The organism is Streptomyces sp. NPDC053367, assembly GCF_044545925.1.
GTDB lineage: Bacteria > Actinomycetota > Actinomycetes > Streptomycetales > Streptomycetaceae > Streptomyces.
Genome location: NZ_JBITYN010000001.1, coordinates 1,306,113 through 1,322,125 on the forward strand (window position 1 = coordinate 1,306,113; position 16,013 = coordinate 1,322,125).

Consider the following 16,013-nt stretch of genomic DNA (forward strand, 5'->3'; position numbering starts at 1 on the left):
ACCCGACCGTGAGGTGACCGCTTGAACTTCTGGGAGTACCTCGGCAACCGCCACCAGCAGCTGCTCACGGACGCCTTCCAGCACGCGAGCGCCGTGTTCCAGTGCATGGTCGTGGCGACCGTGCTCGGGGTGCTGATCGGGGTCGTCACCTATCGCAGCGGCTGGGCGGGGAACCTGGCCACCACCGCCACCTCCACCGTGCTGACCGTCCCGTCGCTGGCGATGATCGGTCTGCTCATCCCGGTCGTCGGTCTCGGTGTGCCGCCGACGGTGATCACCCTGGTCCTGTACGGGCTGCTGCCGATCGTGCGCAACTCGATCGTCGGCCTGCGCGGGGTCGATCCGGCCCTGGTGGACGCCGCGAAGGGCATCGGGATGTCCCGGCTGACGCGGCTGGCCCGGGTGGAGCTGCCGCTGGCCTGGCCGCCGATCCTGACCGGCATCCGGGTCTCGACGCAGATGCTGATGGGCATCGCGGCCATCGCCGCCTACGCCTCGGGCCCCGGCCTCGGCAACGAGATCTTCCGCGGGATCGCGTCGCTGGGCAGCGCGAACGCTCTCAACCAGGTCCTCGCGGGCACGCTCGGGATCATCGTCCTGGCCCTGCTGTTCGACGCCGTGTACGTCCTCATCGGGCGGCTGACCATTCCGAGGGGGATCCGTGCCTGACACCGGAGCGTCCGGGGCGTCCGGGGCGTCCATCGAGCTGGAGAACCTCACCAAGCGGTACCCCGGCAATCCGCAGCCGTCCGTCGACGACGTCAACATGGAGATCAAGGCGGGCGAGACGGTCGTCTTCGTCGGCCCGTCCGGCTGCGGCAAGTCCACGACGCTCAAGATGATCAACAGGTTGATCGAGCCGTCCGGTGGCCGCATCCGGATCGGCGGTGAGGACGTGACCGACATCGATCCGGTCAAGCTGCGCCGCAAGGTGGGCTACGCGATCCAGTCCGCCGGTCTGTTCCCGCACATGACGGTCGCCCAGAACATCGCGCTGGTGCCGAAGATGCTCGGCTGGCCCAAGGGCCGCATCAAGGACCGCGTGGAGGAACTGCTGGACCTGGTGGGCCTGGACCCCGGCGAGTTCCACGGCCGCTACCCGCGTCAGCTCTCCGGCGGCCAGCAGCAGCGTGTGGGGGTGGCGCGTGCCCTGGCCGCGGACCCTCCGGTGCTGCTGATGGACGAGCCGTTCGGCGCGGTCGACCCGATCACACGCGATCACCTCCAGGACGAGTTGATCAGGCTTCAGCACGAACTGCACAAGACGATCGTGTTCGTCACCCACGACTTCGACGAAGCGATCAAACTGGGCGATCGGATCGCGGTGCTGCGCGAACGATCACATATCGCTCAGTTCGACACCCCCGAGGCCATTCTGACCAACCCGGCGGACGACTTCGTGTCCGGTTTCGTCGGCGCGGGCGCCGCGCTCAAGCGGCTGAACCTCACCCGCGTCCGGGACGTGGAGATCACCGACTATCCGACGGTGACCGTGGACACCCCGCTGCAGGAGATCTTCCTGATGCTGCGCGGCAGCGGCACCAACGAGATCCTGCTGCTCGACAAGCGCGGCCGCCCCTACAAGTGGCTCAGGCGCGGCGACCTGATGCGGGCCAAGGGCTCCCTCGCCCGCGCGGGCACGCTGGTGCACGACACGGTGACCCGGGACGCGACCCTGCGCGACGCGCTGGAGGCGGTGCTCACCGACAACGCCGGCCGGGTGGCGGTGACCGGGCGGCGCGGGGAGTACACGGGCGTCGTCGACATGGAGACGCTGATGAACTCCGTGCACGAGCTGCTGGAGGCCGACCGGCTGGAGGCCATGGAGCACCAGCACGAGCTGGAGGAGGCGCGGGCCGAGCGCACGCACGCGGAGCAGGAGGGCTACGGCGGGGAGGGCAAGGCGTGAGCGCGCCCGAGCTGGAGGAGCCGGAGCAGGAGGCGGAGCGGACCCCGCCGCCCGGTCCGCCGCAGCGCGGACGGGTGACCTGGCAGAAGCTGACCTTCCTGCCGGTGTTCCTGGTCGTCGTGCTGCTCGTGACCTGGCTGTGGTTCCAGCAGGCCGACCTGGACACCATCTCGGAGAACGCGCTGTCCGACGGGCAGGTGTCCAAGGCGCTGTGGCAGCACGTGGAGCTGACCGTGATCTCCACGTTCTTCGTGCTGGTCATCGCGATCCCGCTGGGCATCCTGCTGACCCGCGGTTCGCTGCGCCGGGCCACCCCGCTGGTGATGGCCCTCGCCAACATGGGACAGGCGACCCCCGCGATCGGTCTGCTCGCCCTGCTGGTGATCTGGCTCGGCATCGGCCGCAGGGCGGCCCTGATCGGCATGATCGCCTACGCCGTGCTGCCGGTGCTCTCGAACACGGTCGCGGGTCTGCGCGCCAACGACCCGACCCTGCTGGAGGCGGCCCGCGGGATCGGCATGTCCCAGCTGGGGGTGCTGACGAGGGTGGAGCTGCCGCTGGCGGTGCCGCTGATCCTGGCCGGCGTGCGCACGGCGCTCGTCCTGAACGTCGGCACCGCCACGCTGGCCACCTTCGGCGGGGGCGGCGGGCTCGGCGTGCTGATCACGGCCGGGATCACCAACCAGCGCATGCCGGTGCTGGTGCTCGGCTCCGTCCTGACCATCGCGCTCGCCCTGCTGGTCGACTGGCTCGCCTCCCTCGCCGAGCTGATGCTGCGGCCGCGGGGACTGGAGGCCGGACGATGAGGCGGGGCGTACTCCTCGCGCCGGCCGTGCTGCTCGCGGCGCTGCTGCCCGGCTGCGGCCTGACCAGCGGCTCGCCGATGGTCGACGACGTACGGCCCGGCTCGGTCGGGAAGGGCGAGCCGCTCGAGGGCGCCGACCTGACGGTGACGTCGAAGGCGTTCACGGAGAGCCTCATCCTCGGCGCGATCATGGGCATCGCCTTCCAGGCGGCCGGCGCGGAGGTGCTGGACCGGACCGGCATCCAGGGCTCCATCGGCGGGCGCGAGGCGATCCTGAACGGCGACGCGGACGCCATGTACGACTACACGGGCACGGCCTGGATCACGTACCAGGGAAACAGCGAGCCCATCGACGACCCGCAGCGGCAGTGGGAGGCGGTGCGCGACGCCGACGTGAAGAACGGGGTGACCTGGCTGCCGCAGTCCCGGCTGAACAACACCTACGCGCTGGCGATGAACCAGGACAACTTCAAGAAGTACGGCACGAAGACCCTGTCGGACGTGGCCGCGCTGTCGAAGTCCGACCCGCAGGCCGTGACCCTGTGCGTGGAGAGCGAGTTCGCCAACCGCGCGGACGGGCTGCGGGGCATGCAGGAGCTGTACGGGATGGACGTACCGGCGTCCCGGATCACCCAGATGGACACCGGCATCATCTACACGCAGGCCGCGAAGGGCAGTTGCACCTACGGCGAGGTCTTCACCACCGACGGGCGCATCAAGTCGATGCGCCTGGAGGTCATGGACGACGACAAGAAGTTCTTCCCCAACTACAACGCCGCGCCCGAGATCAACTCCGAGACCTACAAGAAGTGGCCGGCCATCGCGGAGGTGCTCGCCCCGGTGACGGAGAAGCTGGACAACGCGGTGGCGCAGGAGCTGAACGCGCGCGTGGACGTGGACGGCGAGGATCCGCACGCGGTGGCGCTGGACTGGATGAAGGAGGAGGGGTTCGTCAAGGAGGGCTGAGCCGAGGCGAGTCGAGGCCCGGCGAGTTACAAAGAGCTCGTTGCAAAGAACCCCTTGCATAGGTTTCTTTGCAAGGCTACCTTTGCGTGCATGGACGAGCCCCAGGAACCGCAGGTCCGCAGACTCGACGCCCGCTCGCTGCGCGGGCTCGCACATCCGCTGCGTATGCGGCTGCTCGACGCGCTCCGCTTCGGCGGCCCTGCGACCGCCTCCCAACTCGCCGGGAAACTGGGCGAGTCGAGCGGATCGACCAGCTATCACCTGCGCCAGCTCGCCGCCCATGGCTTCGTCGAGGACGCGCCGGAGCACGGCAAGGGCCGGGAGCGGTGGTGGAAGGCGGCCACGAGAGGGCTGGAGTTCGACGAAACCCTCCTCGACGACCCGAACCCGGTCGTGCGCGGCGCCGCCGACCTGTACCTGCACGAAGTGGCGACCACACACGCGCGGGAGCTCTCGACCTGGCTCGGCAACCGTCAGCGCTACTCGGAGGAGTGGAACCGCGCGACGGACATGAGCAGCATGACGCTCCACCTGACTCCTGAGCAGACCCGTGAGCTGATCCAGGAGATGCACGCCCTCGTCGACCGCTACCGCGGCAACGAGGACCCGGACGCGAAGACGGTCCGCGTCCACACGCACGCCTTCCCGCTCATCACCGACTGAGAAAGGCACACGCCATGGACAGCCCCGACCTCACGCACTACACCCACCTGCGCGCCCAGGCCGACGCCCACCGCCTCGCCCAGGACGCCCGCCGACCAGCCGACCTGCGCGAACGCCTCGGCTGGACCCTCGTCGAGGTGGGCCTGCGCCTCGCCGCCCCGCAGCAGCGCCCGGCGCTGGCGCGCTAGCAGCTCGGGACGCCGCCCTTGCCGGACTCCAGGGCCACCAGTGCGCCGACCGCGCCCTTCAGCGTGGTGACCGGGACGAGGCGCAGGCCCTCGGGGAGTTCCGAGCGGGCGTCGGAGCACTCCGCCTCGGGGACCAGGAACACCGTCGCCCCGTCGCGCCGGGCGGCCTGCGTCTTCAGGGCGACGCCCCCGACCGCGCCGACCCGCCCCGAGGGGTCGATGGTGCCGGTGCCGGCGATGGTCCGGCCCCCGGTGAGGTCGCGGCGGTCCAGCTTGTCGACGACGCCCAGGGAGAACAGCAGGCCCGCGCTGGGCCCGCCGACGTCGGCGAGCTTCAGGGTGACCTCGACGTCGTCGGAGTCGAGCCCGAGGTAGTTCAGCGCGGCCTCGGCGGCCGCGTCCTGGGACTCCTTCATCTGCTCGGTGTTGTGCCGCTCGATCTCCTCGACCGTGTCGCCGCTCGGATAGACCGAGTCGCGCGGCATGACCGCCCGGTCGGTGCGGAACCAACTGTCCAGCACGTCGGGGAGGGACACCCGCGCGTCGGGGCTGGTCGCCTCGATCGTGGTCATCCGCAGCTCGCCGCGCGTCGCGTGGGTCGGGGCCCCGGTGATCGTGATCACCGGGTCTCCCTTGTTCTCGCCCAGCACGTTCGCCGTCATCCCGGGCTGCGCCACCGAGAACGGCAGCGGCGCGAACGCGGCCGTGGCGAGCAGGGCCACGACGGGGGCGGCGCAGACGGCGACGGCCTGGGGGCGCGAGAGACGAGAGAGCACGGGGTCAATCTAACGTGGCGCCCGGGCCGCTCCCCCGTACAGGTCCCGCCGCTGCCTGGTGAACCGCCGCAGCGCCTCCGGCAGCGGCTCGATGCCGATGCCCGGCCCGGCCGGCACGGGCAGATGCCCGTCCCGCAGGACGAACGGCTCGGTGATGTCCTCGGCGAAGTAGCGGCCGGAGGCGGAGGTGTCGCCCGGCAGCGTGAACCCCGGCAGCGCCGCGAGGGCCAGGTTCGGGGCCCGCCCGATGCCGGTCTCCAGCATGCCGCCGCACCACACCGGCACCCCGTGCGCATGGGCGACGTCGTGCACCCGGCGGGCCTCCAGGTAGCCGCCGACGCGGGCCGGTTTGACGTTGACCACCCGACAGGCGCCCAGCGCGATCGCCGCCGCGGTGTCCCGGGCGCTGTGCAGCGACTCGTCCAGGCAGACCGGGGTGCGCAGCCGCTCCTGCAGCCGGGCGTGGCCGTACAGGTTGTCCTCCTCCAGGGGCTCCTCGATCAGCAGCAGCCCGAACTCGTCGAGGCGCCGCAGGTGCTCGGCGTCCGCGAGCGAGTAGGCCGTGTTCGCGTCGACCTGGAGCGGCAGGTCCGCCCCGAACCGCTCGCGCACGGCCCGTACGGGCTCCACGTCCCAGCCCGGCTCGATCTTGAGCTTGATCCGGACGTACCCCTCGGCCAGATACCGCTCGACGTCGTCCAGCAGTTCGCCCACCGAGGGCTTGATGCCGACGGACACCCCCGCCGGGACGCGCTCGCGCACCGCGCCCAGGTACACCGCGAGCGGCATCCCGTACGCCCGCAGCTCGGCGTCCAGTACGGCCGTCTCCAGTGCCGCCTTCGCCAGCTCGTGCCCCTTGACCTGCGACAGGGCGGGCCGCAGCGCGGCCGTGGTGAGCCGGGGCAGGGCCGCCGCGCGCGGCAGCAGGAAGTCGCGCAGCACGATCTCCGCGCCCGCGACGAACTCCGAGCAGTACAGCGGCTCGGGGTCGGCGGCGAACTCCGACCAGCCCTCGGCCTCGTCGGTGACGACGTGCAGCAGGAAGGTGTCCTTCGCCGTCATCGTGCCGAAGGACGTACGGAAGGGCGTGACCAGCGGAATCGCCACATGGACGATCTCGGCGCGTTCGAGCCTCATACGGCGGCCTCCAGCGTGTACCAGCCGTCGCGGGACATCCCGGTCGCGGCGCATCCCTCGGCGAAGGCCGCGGTGAACACCTCGCGCACGGCGTGCCGCCAGCGCAGCGCGAGCCCCGGGTCGGCGGCACGCAGCGCGACAACGTCCTCGGGGACCCGGCACCACAGGCGCGGCGCGTCCGGGTCCCGGCGCACCAGCGGCCCGCCGTCGGGGGCCGCGCCCGTGGCCTCGCCACGGGGTCCGGCGTCGTACGGCCGTACGGGCGCGGCCGGGTCCCGGGTCAGGTCCCAGGTCACGGTCAGCCGGTCGCTCTCGTCGCCGGTGTTCACGCCGTCGGTCATCGGGCCGTAGAAGTCGACCAGGTACTCCGTGCCGACCGCGCCCAGCTTGGCCAGGTTGAAGCGGGCGTTGCGGCCGGCCAGCGGGTCGAAGGTCCAGCGCATGGTGCGGGCGCCCCGCTCGACGGCCCAGGCGCGCTGGGCCTGCTTCACGGCGTGGCCCAGTCCGCGTTCGGCGGCGGCCACCAGGGAGTAGGTGTCGCCGTCCGGTCCGAAGACGGCGACGGCGGCCCCGGCGAGCCGCTCCCCGTCATGGACGGTGTGCACGGCGCCACCGGCGTGCACCAGGCTGTGCAGCACCTCCGCCGGGTAGGGCGGGGCGCTGCGCGGGGTCCGCCAGACGTCGCTGAAGTAGTCGGCGACGGCGGCGATCGTCGCGACGTCGTGGACGGTACGGAGGGTGACTGCTGTCGTCATGGCCCCGAGTCTCCGGGCCGACGGCCCGTCCCGCGTTGTCCGGACGGACAACGGATGCGTACTGTGCTGTGCTGATCAGCCAAGACCAGCCCGGGCGATCCACGACCCTCGAACCGCCGGAGACCCTCATGGACACCCTCGGTGACCTCCTGGACGTCCTCGGCGGCTCCTCCCCGCGGCTGCTCACCGCGCCCGCCGGACTCGCCGTGCCCGTCACGGAGGTGCTGCTGTACGACGCCGGGTCGCCGCTCCCCCACACGCCGGGCGCGCTGCTGCTGGCGGTCGGGGTGCGCGCGGAGGCGGCCGGTCCGCTGGTGCGGGCGGCGGCCGGGGCGGGGATGGCGGGGCTGGTGGTGCGCGGCCCGGACGGTCCGCTCGCCGAGGCGCGGGAGTGCGGCCTGGCCCTGCTGTCGGTCGCCCCGGACGCGGCCTGGCACCATGTGCACCTGCTGCTGGCCTCCGCGATCGGGGCCCGGCCCGCGCCCTCGGCGGGCGGGCTCGGCGACCTGTTCGCGCTGTCCGACGCGATCGCGGCGGCGGTCGGCGGGGCGACCGCCGTGGAGGACCCCGGCCAGCGGATCCTGGCTTACTCCACGGTGCCCGGCCAGCCGGTCGACGAGGACCGCCGGCAGGGCATCCTCGGTCTGCGGGTGCCGGAAAGCCCGGAGAACTCCGAGCAGTATCGGCAGCTGTTCGCGGCCGGGGGACCGGTGCGGCTGCCCGCGCTGCGCGAGCACTGCCTGCCCCGGCTCGCGGTCGCCGTGCGGGCCGGCGGGGAGACCCTCGGCTCGATCTGGGTCGTCGACGACGGCACCCTCGCCGCCGACGCCGAGGCGACCCTCACCCAGGGCGCCTCCACCGCCGCGCTGCTCCTGCTGCGCGCGCGGGCGGCGCGGGAACTGGCCCGGCACCAGAACACCGGCCTGGTGCGCGGCCTGCTGGACGGCACCGCGGACCCGGCCGCCGCGGCCCAGCGCCTGGGGCTCGACGGCGCCGTACGGGTCGCCGCGTTCGTGCTCGGCACGGCCCCCGGTCTCGCCGACGCCGAGCAGACCGCGCTGCGCCTGCTGGACGTCGTACGGCTGAGCTGCGAGGCGCGTTACGGGCGGCACGCGTGTGTGCTGCTCGACGGGGTGGTGTACGCGCTGCTCCCGGCGCCCGGGGAGAGCGGCGGGGCGCGGCACAAGGCGCTGGCCGAGGACATCGTGGGCCGGGCCGGGCAGGCGCTGCGGGTGGACGTGCGGGCCGCGCTCGGCGAGGTCGTGCCGGACGCGTCGGGGGCCGCCCACTCGCGCGCGGACGCCGATCTGGTGCTGCGCGTGCTGGACGCGGACCTGCCGGTGGCGGCGGTCGACGAGGTGCGTGCGCGCGTGACCCTGCTGCGGCTGGGCGAAGTCCTCGCCGAGCGGCGCGAGTTGAGCGCGGGGACCTGGCGGCGGGTGCTGGCGTACGACGAGGAGCACGGCACGGAGTACGCCCGCACCCTGGTGTGCTGGTTCGACGCCGGCTGCGACATGGCGGGTGCGGCCGCGCTGCTCGACGTGCACCCCAACACCTGCCGCTACCGGCTCAGGCAGCTCCAGCAGCAGGTCGGGACGGACCTCACCGACCCTGACGAACGGCTCGTGCTCTGGCTCCAGCTGCGGACCCTCGCCGGGCTCGGCTCAGCCACTCCCCGAGCCGCTTCTCGCACTCCGTGAGCTGTTCCACCGGCACGTACTCCCCCGCGGTGTGCGCGAGCGAGGGGTCGCCGGGACCGTAGTTGAGCGCGGGCGTGCCGAGCGCGGCGAACCGGGCCACGTCCGTCCAGCCCAGCTTGGGCCGGGGACGCGCCCCGAGAGCGGCCACGAGGTCGCCGAGCGGTTCCAGGTCCGGCAGCGCGCCGGGCACGACCTCCGTGACATGGACCTCGTACTCGGGAAAGAGCCCGCGCACGTACGCCTCCGCCTGCTCCGCGGAGCGGCTGGGGGCGAACCGCGCGTTGACGGTGATCACGCACTCGTCCGGTACGACGTTGCCCGCCACCCCGCACCGTACGGCGACCGCGTTCAGCCCCTCCCGGTACTCCAGCCCGTCGATCGGCACCCGCTCCGGCCGGTGCTCGGCGAGCCGCTGCAGCACGGGGGCCGCCAGGTGCGCGGCGTTGACGCCCTTCCAGGAACGCGCGGTGTGCGCCCGCTCCCCCCGGACGACGATGTCCGCGGTGAGGACGCCCTGGCAGCCGGCCTCGACGCCGGCGTCGGAGGGCTCCATCAGGACCGCCAGGTTCGCTGCCAGCAGGCCGGGGCGTTCGGCGGCGATGCGGTGCAGGCCGTTGCGGTCGCCCTCGACCTCCTCGCACTCGTAGAAGACGTACGTCACGTCCCGGGCGGGGGCGGGCAGCGTCGCCGCGAGCCGCAGCGCGACGGCGACCCCGCCCTTCATGTCACAGGCGCCGAGCCCGTACACCCGGCCGTCCGCCAGCCGCGAGGGCAGGTTCCCGGCGGCCGGGACGGTGTCCAGGTGCCCCGCGATCAGCACCCGGTCCGGGCGGCCGAGGTCCGTGCGGGCGACGACCGAGTTCCCGAGCCGGTCGACGGTGAGGTGGGGCAGCGCGCCCAGGGCCTCCTCCACGGCGTCCGCGAGCCGCTCCTCCCGGCCGCTCTCGGAGGGGAGGTCGACGAGGGCGCGGGTGAGGCCGCCGAGGTCGGTGGTGAGGTCGGGCAAGGGCACGGGGTCTCCTGGGTCTGCGTCCGGCACTGCCCCTCGATCCTGGGCAGTGGCGGGCGGCGCAGAGTGGGAGAGCCGGCCAGAACAGGCCCGTTCGCTTTGTCCGATCGGCCAAAGCCCTCTCAGCGGCGGGTCAGCGCAGCGCCTCGGCGACTTCCCTGGCCGCCTCGACCACGCGCGGGCCCACCCGCTCGGGCACCGCGTCGGCCAGCATGACCACGCCGACGCTGCCCTCGACGCCGGTCACCCCCATCAGGGGCGCGGCCGCGCCGCTCGCGCCGGCCTCCAGCTCGCCGTGGGTCAGCGTGTAGCCGGGGTCCTCGAAGGGCTTCTGGCGGGCGGAGAGGATCGCCTTGCCCGCGGCGCCCCGGTCCAGCGGGTGCCGGAAGCCCGCGCGGTAGGCCACGTGATAGTCGGTCCAGGTCGGTTCGACGACGGCGACGGCGAGGGCCTCGGCCCCGTCGACCAGCGTCAGATGCGCGGTCGCGCCTATGTCCTCGGCCAGCGACCGCAGCGCCGGCAGCGCGGCCTCCCGCACCAGCGGATGCACCTGCCGCCCCAGCCCCAGCACGCCGAGCCCGACCCGGGCACGGCCGCCGAGATCGCGTCGTACGAGTGCGTGCTGCTCCAGGGTGGCCAGCAGGCGGTAGACGACGGTCCGGTTGACGCCGAGTTTGTGGGAGAGCTCGGTAACGGTGAGCCCGTGGTCCGTGTCGGCCAGCAGCTTGAGGACTCTGAGTCCCCGGTCGAGCGTCTGGGAGGTCTCCGCGGTCACGACGCCCACTCCTTAGTGGTGAGGTCGGCAGCCCCCTCGCGGCGGATGCGTCGCCGAGTCCCGTCAGCGACGCGCTTCAGAGGCCGCCGATCGGCTGACGGCCCGGCCAGTCCGGACCCAGTCGCTTCACGGCTGCGCTCCGCGGCGGCGCTGCCACGGGGCGTGTGCGTAGCGGGACATTAGCGAAGGGGGTTCGCTCAGCGGAAGACCAGGTCCAGAATCCGGGCAAGGGCCGGAGCGACCTGCTCGCCTTTGCCCGGAAACGCCCTCGGGGGCGACGCGCCGGGGGCGCGCGGAACTGCGCGACCGGCCACCGAAGACGCGCGGCCGAAGGACATGCGAAGGTCCCGCCCGGGCGACGGTGTCCGGCGTCACCGCATCCGCGTGGCCCACTCCTGCACCTTGGCGATCCTCTGCCGCAGCTGCCCCGCCGTGGCCTCCGCGCTCGGCGGCCCCCCGCACACCCGCCGCAGCTCGGTGTGGATCACCCCGTGCGGCTTGCCGCTCTGGTGGACGTACGCGCCGACCATCGTGTTGAGCTGCTTGCGCAGCTCCATCAGCTCCTTGTGCGTGACCACGGGGCGCCGCTCGGCGGGGATCTCCAGGAGGTCGGCCTCCTCGTCCGGCTTCTTGCGGCTGTGCGCGATCTGCCGTGCCTGCCGCTTCTGCAGCAGCAACTGCACCTGCTCGGGTTCGAGCAGCCCCGGGATGCCGAGGTAGTCCTGCTCCTCCTCGCTGCCGGGGTGGGCCTGCATGCCGAACTCGGCACCGTTGTACATGACCCGGTCGAAGACGGCGTCGGACTCCAGCGCCTCGAAGGGCAGCATGTCCTGCTCGCCGGTGTCCTCGTCCTTCTGCTGCTCGGCCTCCTGGAGGAGCTTGTCCTCCTCGGCGTAGGGGTCCTCCTCGCCGTGCTTCTTCGGCTTGTCGAGGACGTGGTCGCGCTCGACCTCCATCTCGTGCGCGAAGGTGAGCAGGTCGGGCACGGTCGGCAGGAACACCGACGCCGTCTCGCCGCGCCTGCGCGAACGCACGAAACGCCCGACGGCCTGGGCGAAGAACAACGGCGTCGAAATGGTGGTCGCGTACACACCGACGGCGAGCCGGGGCACGTCCACGCCCTCCGACACCATTCGCACGGCGACCATCCACCGGTCGTTGCTGTTGCTGAACTCGTCGATCCGGTTCGAGGCGCCCGCGTCGTCCGACAGCACGAGCGTCGCCTTGGTGCCGGTGATCTCGCGGATCAGCTTGGCGTAGGCGCGGGCGGAGTCCTGGTCGGAGGCGATGACCAGCGCGCCCGCGTCCGGGATGGCCTTCCTGACCTCGGTCAGCCGCTGGTCGGCGGCGCGCAGCACGCTCGGCATCCACTCGCCGCGCGGGTCCAGCGCGGTCCGCCACGCCTGGCTGATCGCGTCCTTGGTCATCGGCTCGCCGAGCCGCGCCTCGATCTCGTCGCCCGCCTTGGTGCGCCAGCGCATGTTGCCGCTGTAGGACAGGAAGATCACCGGGCGCACGACGTGGTCGGCGAGCGCCGAGCCGTAGCCGTAGGTGTAGTCGGCCGCCGACCGCCGGATGCCGTCCTGGCCCTCCTCGTACGTCACGAAGGGGATCGGGTTGGTGTCGGACCGGAAGGGCGTACCGGTGAGCGCGAGCCGCCGGGTGGCGGGCTCGAACGCCTCCAGACAGGCCTCGCCCCAGGACTTGGAGTCACCGGCGTGGTGGATCTCGTCCAGGATCACCAGCGTCTTGCGCTGCTCGACCCGGTTGCGGTGCAGCATGGGCCGCACACCGACACCGGCGTAGGTGACGGCGACGCCGTGGTACTCCTTGCCGAGCGGGCCCGCGCTGTACTCCGGGTCCAGCTTGATCCCTATCCGCGCGGCGGCCTCCGCCCACTGCTTCTTCAGGTGCTCGGTCGGCGCGACCACGGTCACCTGCTGCACGACATGGTGGTGCAGCAGCCAGGACGCCAGCGTCAGCGCGAAGGTCGTCTTGCCCGCGCCGGGCGTCGCTACCGCGAGGAAGTCACGCGGCTGCTCCTGGATGTACTTCTCCATCGCACCCTGCTGCCAGGCGCGCAGCTTGCTCGCGGTGCCCCAGGGGGCACGGCCCGGGAAGGCCGGCGACAGGTGGTGGGAGTGGGAGGAGGCGGCGGTGGTAGTCACGGTCTCCGTACGGGGGTGGCTCGGCTACGTATGACAACCGGGCCACCCTACCGGCGACCCGGCGGTGTCAACGCGCCGACGACACCCGGTCGCCCACGGGTGGGACTGACGTCACAGCAGCCGCAGCCGCCGCGCGATCTCCCCCACGTCCCTCAGCTCCCCCGCCGCCACCGCGACGACCAGGTCGTACGCCGCGTCCTGGTCGCAGCCGAGCAGGTCGACGCCGTTGACCGCCAGAAACGTGGCCGCGGCGAGCCACGCGGTGCGCTTGTTACCGTCGACCAGGGGGTGGTTCACCGCGAGGGCGTGGAGCAGGGCGGCGGCCTGCTCGTGCAGGTCGGTGTAGGCCTGAGCACCGAACATCCGGGCGCGCGGGCGCCGCACGGCGGACTCGAACAGCCCGGGCTCCCGCACCCCCGGCTCCCGCCCGCCGAACGCGATGCGGGCGATCGTGCGGGTCTCCCCGACGCTGAGGTGCCTGCTCATTCGCCCAGCCTCCGCAGCAGGTCGGCGTGCGCGTCCGCCAGCACCTCGGCAGCGCGCCGCACCTGACCGGCCTCCCGCGCCAGCCGCTCGCGTACGGCGTCCAGCTCGAGGGCCTCCGGCCGGCGTCCGGTGGCGTCGGCGAGGTCGTCCAGGGCGTGGCCGAGGTCGGGCGGGAGAAGGACGGTGAGCTCGTACATGGCGGGGAGGCTATGCCGGGCTCTTCCTTCCCCGCGAGCCCTTTACCTGCCCGGCGGGCCTTTCACCTCTCCCGCAGCCGCGTCGTCACCCACGCCCCCACCAGGGCCACCGCCGCCATCGGCAGGAACACCGCCGCGAAGGCCGCCGGGTGGGAGGTGCCGGCCTCGGTCGTGGTGTGGGCGACCGTGCCACCGCCCAGCGCGGCGAAGGCGGCGCCGCCCGCGGACAGGAGCACGACGTTGGACAGGCCGTCGGATATCTGGAGGGCGGCGGAGTTGGTGCCGGCCTCCTCCGGGGCGGAGAGGTGGAGCAGCAGGACGCTGGTGGAGGAGATGACCAGGCCCATGCCGAAGCAGCCGAAGCCCCAGGCGACGGCGACCGTCCAGACGGGCACCCAGTCGATCAGCACGCTCGGCGCGGCGGCGATGGCCGCGGCCACCAGCACCATCCCGAACGTCGTCAGCCGCTGGCGGTGCGGCTCCACCCGCGGCCGCGACTGCACCCACGAGCCCAGCGCCCAGGTCCCGCCGCCCGCGGCCAGCGAGAACCCGGCCAGCGTCGGCGACAGCCCCCGCTGGGTCACCAGCATCAGCGGCACGAACGACTCGGCCGCGATGAACGACCCCGCCGCCAGCCCGCGCAGCAGCACCACCGAGGGCAGCCCCCGCGCCGCCCGGTACGTCCCGCGCGGCAGCAGCCCGAGCACGGCCGGCACGAGCAGCGCCGCTCCGATCACGCCGGGCACGAGCGACCCCCAGCGCAGTTCCTGCGCGGCGTACTGCAGCAGCCCGGCGCCGAGCGAGATGCCGAGCGCGAGCCGGATGCGCCGCCGGTCGAGGGAGCCGCGCGCCTCGGTGCCGGCCGGGCCGGCCTCCGGCTCCGTCACGGGCCCCGACGCCCGCTCGCGTATCTGCGGCAGGGCGAGGGCCAGCGGGAAGACCACCAGCAGCGGGATGCCGACGAACACCCAGCGCCAGCCGAGGTGCTCGGTCACCGCGCCCGCGGCGAGGGGGCCGACGACGGACGGGACGACCCAGCTCGCCGCGAAAGCCGCCATGATCGCCGGGCGCAGCCGCTCCGGGTAGGCGCGGCCCACGATGACGTACAGCGCGACGATCACCAGGCCGCCGCCGAACCCCTGGACCGCCCGGCCGAGGATGAACAGCCACATCGCGCCGGCCGTCCCGGACAGCAGCAGTCCGGCTCCGAAGGCCGATATGCCCGTGGTCAGCGCCCCGAGCGGACCGCGCCGGTCCGACCACTGGCCGGACAGCACCATCCCGAACAGGCTGGTCGTGAAGTACCCCGAGAACGCGAAGGCGTACAGCGACACCCCGTCCAGCTCCCGCGCGGCCACCGGCATGGCCGTGCCCACCGCGGTCGCCTCGAAGGCGATCAGCAGCACCACCGACACGACCCCGATGCTCAGCGCCCGGTAGGCGCGGCTCAGCACGCCCTCGTCGGCCCGCACGGCCGGAGTCGGATCGGAGTTCGGTACGGCGACGTCCGAGTCGCGCGGTTCCAGGGCTGTCATGGTCGTCAGCGTAAGGCCCGAAGAGGCGTTTGACCCCTGTCGGGAGGCTCGCTCGGACTGCGACCTTGGTCGTACGACCGGCACGTCCGTCCCTCCCTCCGCAGACTGTCGTCCCTTCCGGGAAGCCCCGTTCATGAACGGCGTATGGCGGTCGCATTGCAGCGCGCGGCAATCCCTTGAGCCGGCGACAGGCCCCGCCGTACGGTCGTTCCACCGAGTCCGGCAGGGACCGACGCCCCGGGCGGACTCGCCCGACGGCCGTGTGCCCGAGTGGTTCAGGGAGTCGCCTGCAAAGCGACTTACGCGGGTTCGATTCCCGCCACGGCCTCCAACAGCGCGCACTCCCTGCGCACTTGCCACAGGGAGAAGGCGAACGCGGAGACGTCCGCGCTCAGCGGATGCAGCGTGCCGTCGGGCTCGCTCCAGTCGAGGAGCGCGCCCGTGCTGCCGTCGAGGACGACGCTGCTGTCCGCCGCGAGGCCGCCCAGGCGTATCAGGTGGCCGAAGTCGCCGCTCGGCAGCGGCAGTTCGGGGCGCTCCTCCGCGACGTACTCCCCCACCGGCGCCAGCGGCACCTCCGTGTCCAGGGCGAAGAGGAAGCCCTCCTCCGGCAGCCCCGTCTCCCGCAGGAAGCGGCGGGTCGGTTCGTGGGTGAGGGCGGCGGGGAAGTCGACGTCCTCGAAGCGGACGACACGGCCCCGGCCGAACTCCCGGTCCAGCAGGCGGTGGGGCAGGTCCAGGGCCAGCCCGGACCGGCCCTGCGTGAACTTCGGCGCCAGCCGCAGCGACAGCTCCGGCTCGCTCGTCAGCAGACTCATGTTTCCCCCGTGCGCGTTGGTGCTCAGGGGCGGCGGCCGACCGGAGACCAGGCAGCCCCGCCCACTGCCGAAAGACTACGCGGCACCACTGACAACGGCCCCGGCCTGCGGAAACACCCCACCGTC

Annotated in this window: 17 protein-coding genes and 1 tRNA gene; 8 read left to right on the forward strand and 10 right to left on the reverse strand. The window is 72.9% G+C overall.

Annotation, left to right across the window (positions count from 1 at the left end; translation table 11 throughout):
• Window positions 1–21 precede the first annotated feature (21 nt).
• The 6 genes from ACIGXJ_RS06015 to ACIGXJ_RS06040 all read left to right on the forward strand — a co-directional run bounded on the left by ACIGXJ_RS06015 (window position 22) and on the right by ACIGXJ_RS06040 (window position 4,531).
• Window positions 22–669, forward strand: a complete 648-nt coding sequence (locus ACIGXJ_RS06015) for an ABC transporter permease (RefSeq protein WP_399641987.1) — start codon at window positions 22–24, stop codon at window positions 667–669.
• Complete coding sequence (locus ACIGXJ_RS06020; protein ID WP_399641989.1) at window positions 662–1,909, forward strand: betaine/proline/choline family ABC transporter ATP-binding protein; 1,248 nt, start codon at window positions 662–664, stop codon at window positions 1,907–1,909. The genes ACIGXJ_RS06015 and ACIGXJ_RS06020 overlap by 8 nt, the downstream gene beginning before the upstream one ends.
• Window positions 1,906–2,715, forward strand: a complete 810-nt coding sequence (locus ACIGXJ_RS06025) for an ABC transporter permease (protein WP_399641991.1) — start codon at window positions 1,906–1,908, stop codon at window positions 2,713–2,715. The genes ACIGXJ_RS06020 and ACIGXJ_RS06025 overlap by 4 nt, the downstream gene beginning before the upstream one ends.
• Window positions 2,712–3,680 (forward strand): glycine betaine ABC transporter substrate-binding protein, encoded by a 969-nt coding sequence (locus ACIGXJ_RS06030; RefSeq protein ID WP_399641993.1) that lies wholly within the window; start codon window positions 2,712–2,714, stop codon window positions 3,678–3,680. The genes ACIGXJ_RS06025 and ACIGXJ_RS06030 overlap by 4 nt, the downstream gene beginning before the upstream one ends.
• 90 nt (window positions 3,681–3,770) lie before the next feature.
• On the forward strand, window positions 3,771–4,343 hold the full coding sequence (locus ACIGXJ_RS06035) for an ArsR/SmtB family transcription factor (protein ID WP_399641995.1): 573 nt from the start codon (window positions 3,771–3,773) through the stop codon (window positions 4,341–4,343).
• Between the two features lie 14 nt (window positions 4,344–4,357).
• Window positions 4,358–4,531, forward strand: coding sequence for a hypothetical protein (locus ACIGXJ_RS06040; RefSeq protein WP_399641997.1), 174 nt, complete (start codon window positions 4,358–4,360; stop codon window positions 4,529–4,531).
• Here the strand turns inward: ACIGXJ_RS06040 and ACIGXJ_RS06045 are convergent.
• From ACIGXJ_RS06045 to ACIGXJ_RS06055, 3 genes are read right to left on the reverse strand one after another with little or no spacing between them, the layout of a single operon-like run.
• The gene (locus tag ACIGXJ_RS06045; RefSeq protein WP_399641998.1) at window positions 4,528–5,307 is read right to left on the reverse strand and encodes a S16 family serine protease; all 780 of its coding nucleotides are present in this window, start codon (window positions 5,305–5,307) and stop codon (window positions 4,528–4,530) included. The two genes, ACIGXJ_RS06040 and ACIGXJ_RS06045, sit on opposite strands and share 4 nt — an antisense overlap.
• A gap of 9 nt (window positions 5,308–5,316) precedes the next feature.
• Window positions 5,317–6,444 (reverse strand): o-succinylbenzoate synthase, encoded by a 1,128-nt coding sequence (menC, locus tag ACIGXJ_RS06050; RefSeq protein WP_399641999.1) that lies wholly within the window; start codon window positions 6,442–6,444, stop codon window positions 5,317–5,319.
• Complete coding sequence (locus ACIGXJ_RS06055; RefSeq protein ID WP_399642001.1) at window positions 6,441–7,199, reverse strand: chorismate synthase; 759 nt, start codon at window positions 7,197–7,199, stop codon at window positions 6,441–6,443. The genes menC and ACIGXJ_RS06055 overlap by 4 nt, the downstream gene beginning before the upstream one ends.
• Window positions 7,200–7,327: 128 nt before the next feature.
• Between ACIGXJ_RS06055 and ACIGXJ_RS06060 the strand changes: the two genes are divergently transcribed.
• Complete coding sequence (locus ACIGXJ_RS06060; protein WP_399642003.1) at window positions 7,328–8,899, forward strand: PucR family transcriptional regulator; 1,572 nt, start codon at window positions 7,328–7,330, stop codon at window positions 8,897–8,899.
• On the opposite strand, the gene dapE is transcribed toward ACIGXJ_RS06060, so the two are convergent.
• The 6 genes from dapE to ACIGXJ_RS06090 all read right to left on the reverse strand — a co-directional run bounded on the left by dapE (window position 8,802) and on the right by ACIGXJ_RS06090 (window position 15,069).
• On the reverse strand, window positions 8,802–9,911 hold the full coding sequence (gene dapE / locus ACIGXJ_RS06065) for a succinyl-diaminopimelate desuccinylase (RefSeq protein WP_399642005.1): 1,110 nt from the start codon (window positions 9,909–9,911) through the stop codon (window positions 8,802–8,804). The two genes, ACIGXJ_RS06060 and dapE, sit on opposite strands and share 98 nt — an antisense overlap.
• Before the next feature lie 130 nt (window positions 9,912–10,041).
• Window positions 10,042–10,683: an IclR family transcriptional regulator gene (locus ACIGXJ_RS06070; protein ID WP_399642007.1), complete on the reverse strand. Its 642-nt coding sequence runs from the start codon at window positions 10,681–10,683 to the stop codon at window positions 10,042–10,044.
• A 371-nt stretch (window positions 10,684–11,054) separates the two neighbouring features.
• Window positions 11,055–12,851 carry a DEAD/DEAH box helicase gene (locus tag ACIGXJ_RS06075; protein WP_399642009.1) on the reverse strand — a complete coding sequence of 599 codons (1,797 nt, stop codon included), beginning with the start codon at window positions 12,849–12,851 and terminating at the stop codon, window positions 11,055–11,057.
• 111 nt (window positions 12,852–12,962) lie between these two features.
• Window positions 12,963–13,337 carry a type II toxin-antitoxin system death-on-curing family toxin gene (locus tag ACIGXJ_RS06080; RefSeq protein ID WP_399642011.1) on the reverse strand — a complete coding sequence of 125 codons (375 nt, stop codon included), beginning with the start codon at window positions 13,335–13,337 and terminating at the stop codon, window positions 12,963–12,965.
• Window positions 13,334–13,534 carry a hypothetical protein gene (locus tag ACIGXJ_RS06085; RefSeq protein WP_399642013.1) on the reverse strand — a complete coding sequence of 67 codons (201 nt, stop codon included), beginning with the start codon at window positions 13,532–13,534 and terminating at the stop codon, window positions 13,334–13,336. The genes ACIGXJ_RS06080 and ACIGXJ_RS06085 overlap by 4 nt, the downstream gene beginning before the upstream one ends.
• A gap of 62 nt (window positions 13,535–13,596) precedes the next feature.
• Entirely contained in the window at window positions 13,597–15,069 is a 1,473-nt protein-coding gene (locus tag ACIGXJ_RS06090) for an MFS transporter (RefSeq protein WP_399642015.1), read from the reverse strand.
• Between the two features lie 256 nt (window positions 15,070–15,325).
• Between ACIGXJ_RS06090 and ACIGXJ_RS06095 the strand changes: the two genes are divergently transcribed.
• Window positions 15,326–15,400: transfer RNA gene (locus tag ACIGXJ_RS06095), tRNA-Cys, on the forward strand.
• Here the strand turns inward: ACIGXJ_RS06095 and ACIGXJ_RS06100 are convergent.
• Window positions 15,369–15,887 carry an SUKH-4 family immunity protein gene (locus tag ACIGXJ_RS06100; protein WP_399642017.1) on the reverse strand — a complete coding sequence of 173 codons (519 nt, stop codon included), beginning with the start codon at window positions 15,885–15,887 and terminating at the stop codon, window positions 15,369–15,371. The two genes, ACIGXJ_RS06095 and ACIGXJ_RS06100, sit on opposite strands and share 32 nt — an antisense overlap.
• Window positions 15,888–16,013 lie beyond the last annotated feature (126 nt).

Excerpts from the sequence above, each read along its gene's own strand:
- ACIGXJ_RS06030 (WP_399641993.1), top strand. The coding sequence starts at position 2,712 with ATGAGGCGGGGCGTACTCCTCGCGCCGGCCGTGCTGCTCGCGGCGCTG.
- ACIGXJ_RS06100 (WP_399642017.1), bottom strand. The coding sequence starts at position 15,887 with ATGAGTCTGCTGACGAGCGAGCCGGAGCTGTCGCTGCGGCTGGCGCCG.
- ACIGXJ_RS06085 (WP_399642013.1), bottom strand. The coding sequence starts at position 13,534 with ATGTACGAGCTCACCGTCCTTCTCCCGCCCGACCTCGGCCACGCCCTG.
- menC (WP_399641999.1), bottom strand. The coding sequence starts at position 6,444 with ATGAGGCTCGAACGCGCCGAGATCGTCCATGTGGCGATTCCGCTGGTC.
- ACIGXJ_RS06040 (WP_399641997.1), top strand. The coding sequence starts at position 4,358 with ATGGACAGCCCCGACCTCACGCACTACACCCACCTGCGCGCCCAGGCC.
- ACIGXJ_RS06055 (WP_399642001.1), bottom strand. The coding sequence starts at position 7,199 with ATGACGACAGCAGTCACCCTCCGTACCGTCCACGACGTCGCGACGATC.
- ACIGXJ_RS06035 (WP_399641995.1), top strand. The coding sequence starts at position 3,771 with ATGGACGAGCCCCAGGAACCGCAGGTCCGCAGACTCGACGCCCGCTCG.
- ACIGXJ_RS06090 (WP_399642015.1), bottom strand. The coding sequence starts at position 15,069 with ATGACAGCCCTGGAACCGCGCGACTCGGACGTCGCCGTACCGAACTCC.
- ACIGXJ_RS06060 (WP_399642003.1), top strand. The coding sequence starts at position 7,328 with ATGGACACCCTCGGTGACCTCCTGGACGTCCTCGGCGGCTCCTCCCCG.
- ACIGXJ_RS06080 (WP_399642011.1), bottom strand. The coding sequence starts at position 13,337 with ATGAGCAGGCACCTCAGCGTCGGGGAGACCCGCACGATCGCCCGCATC.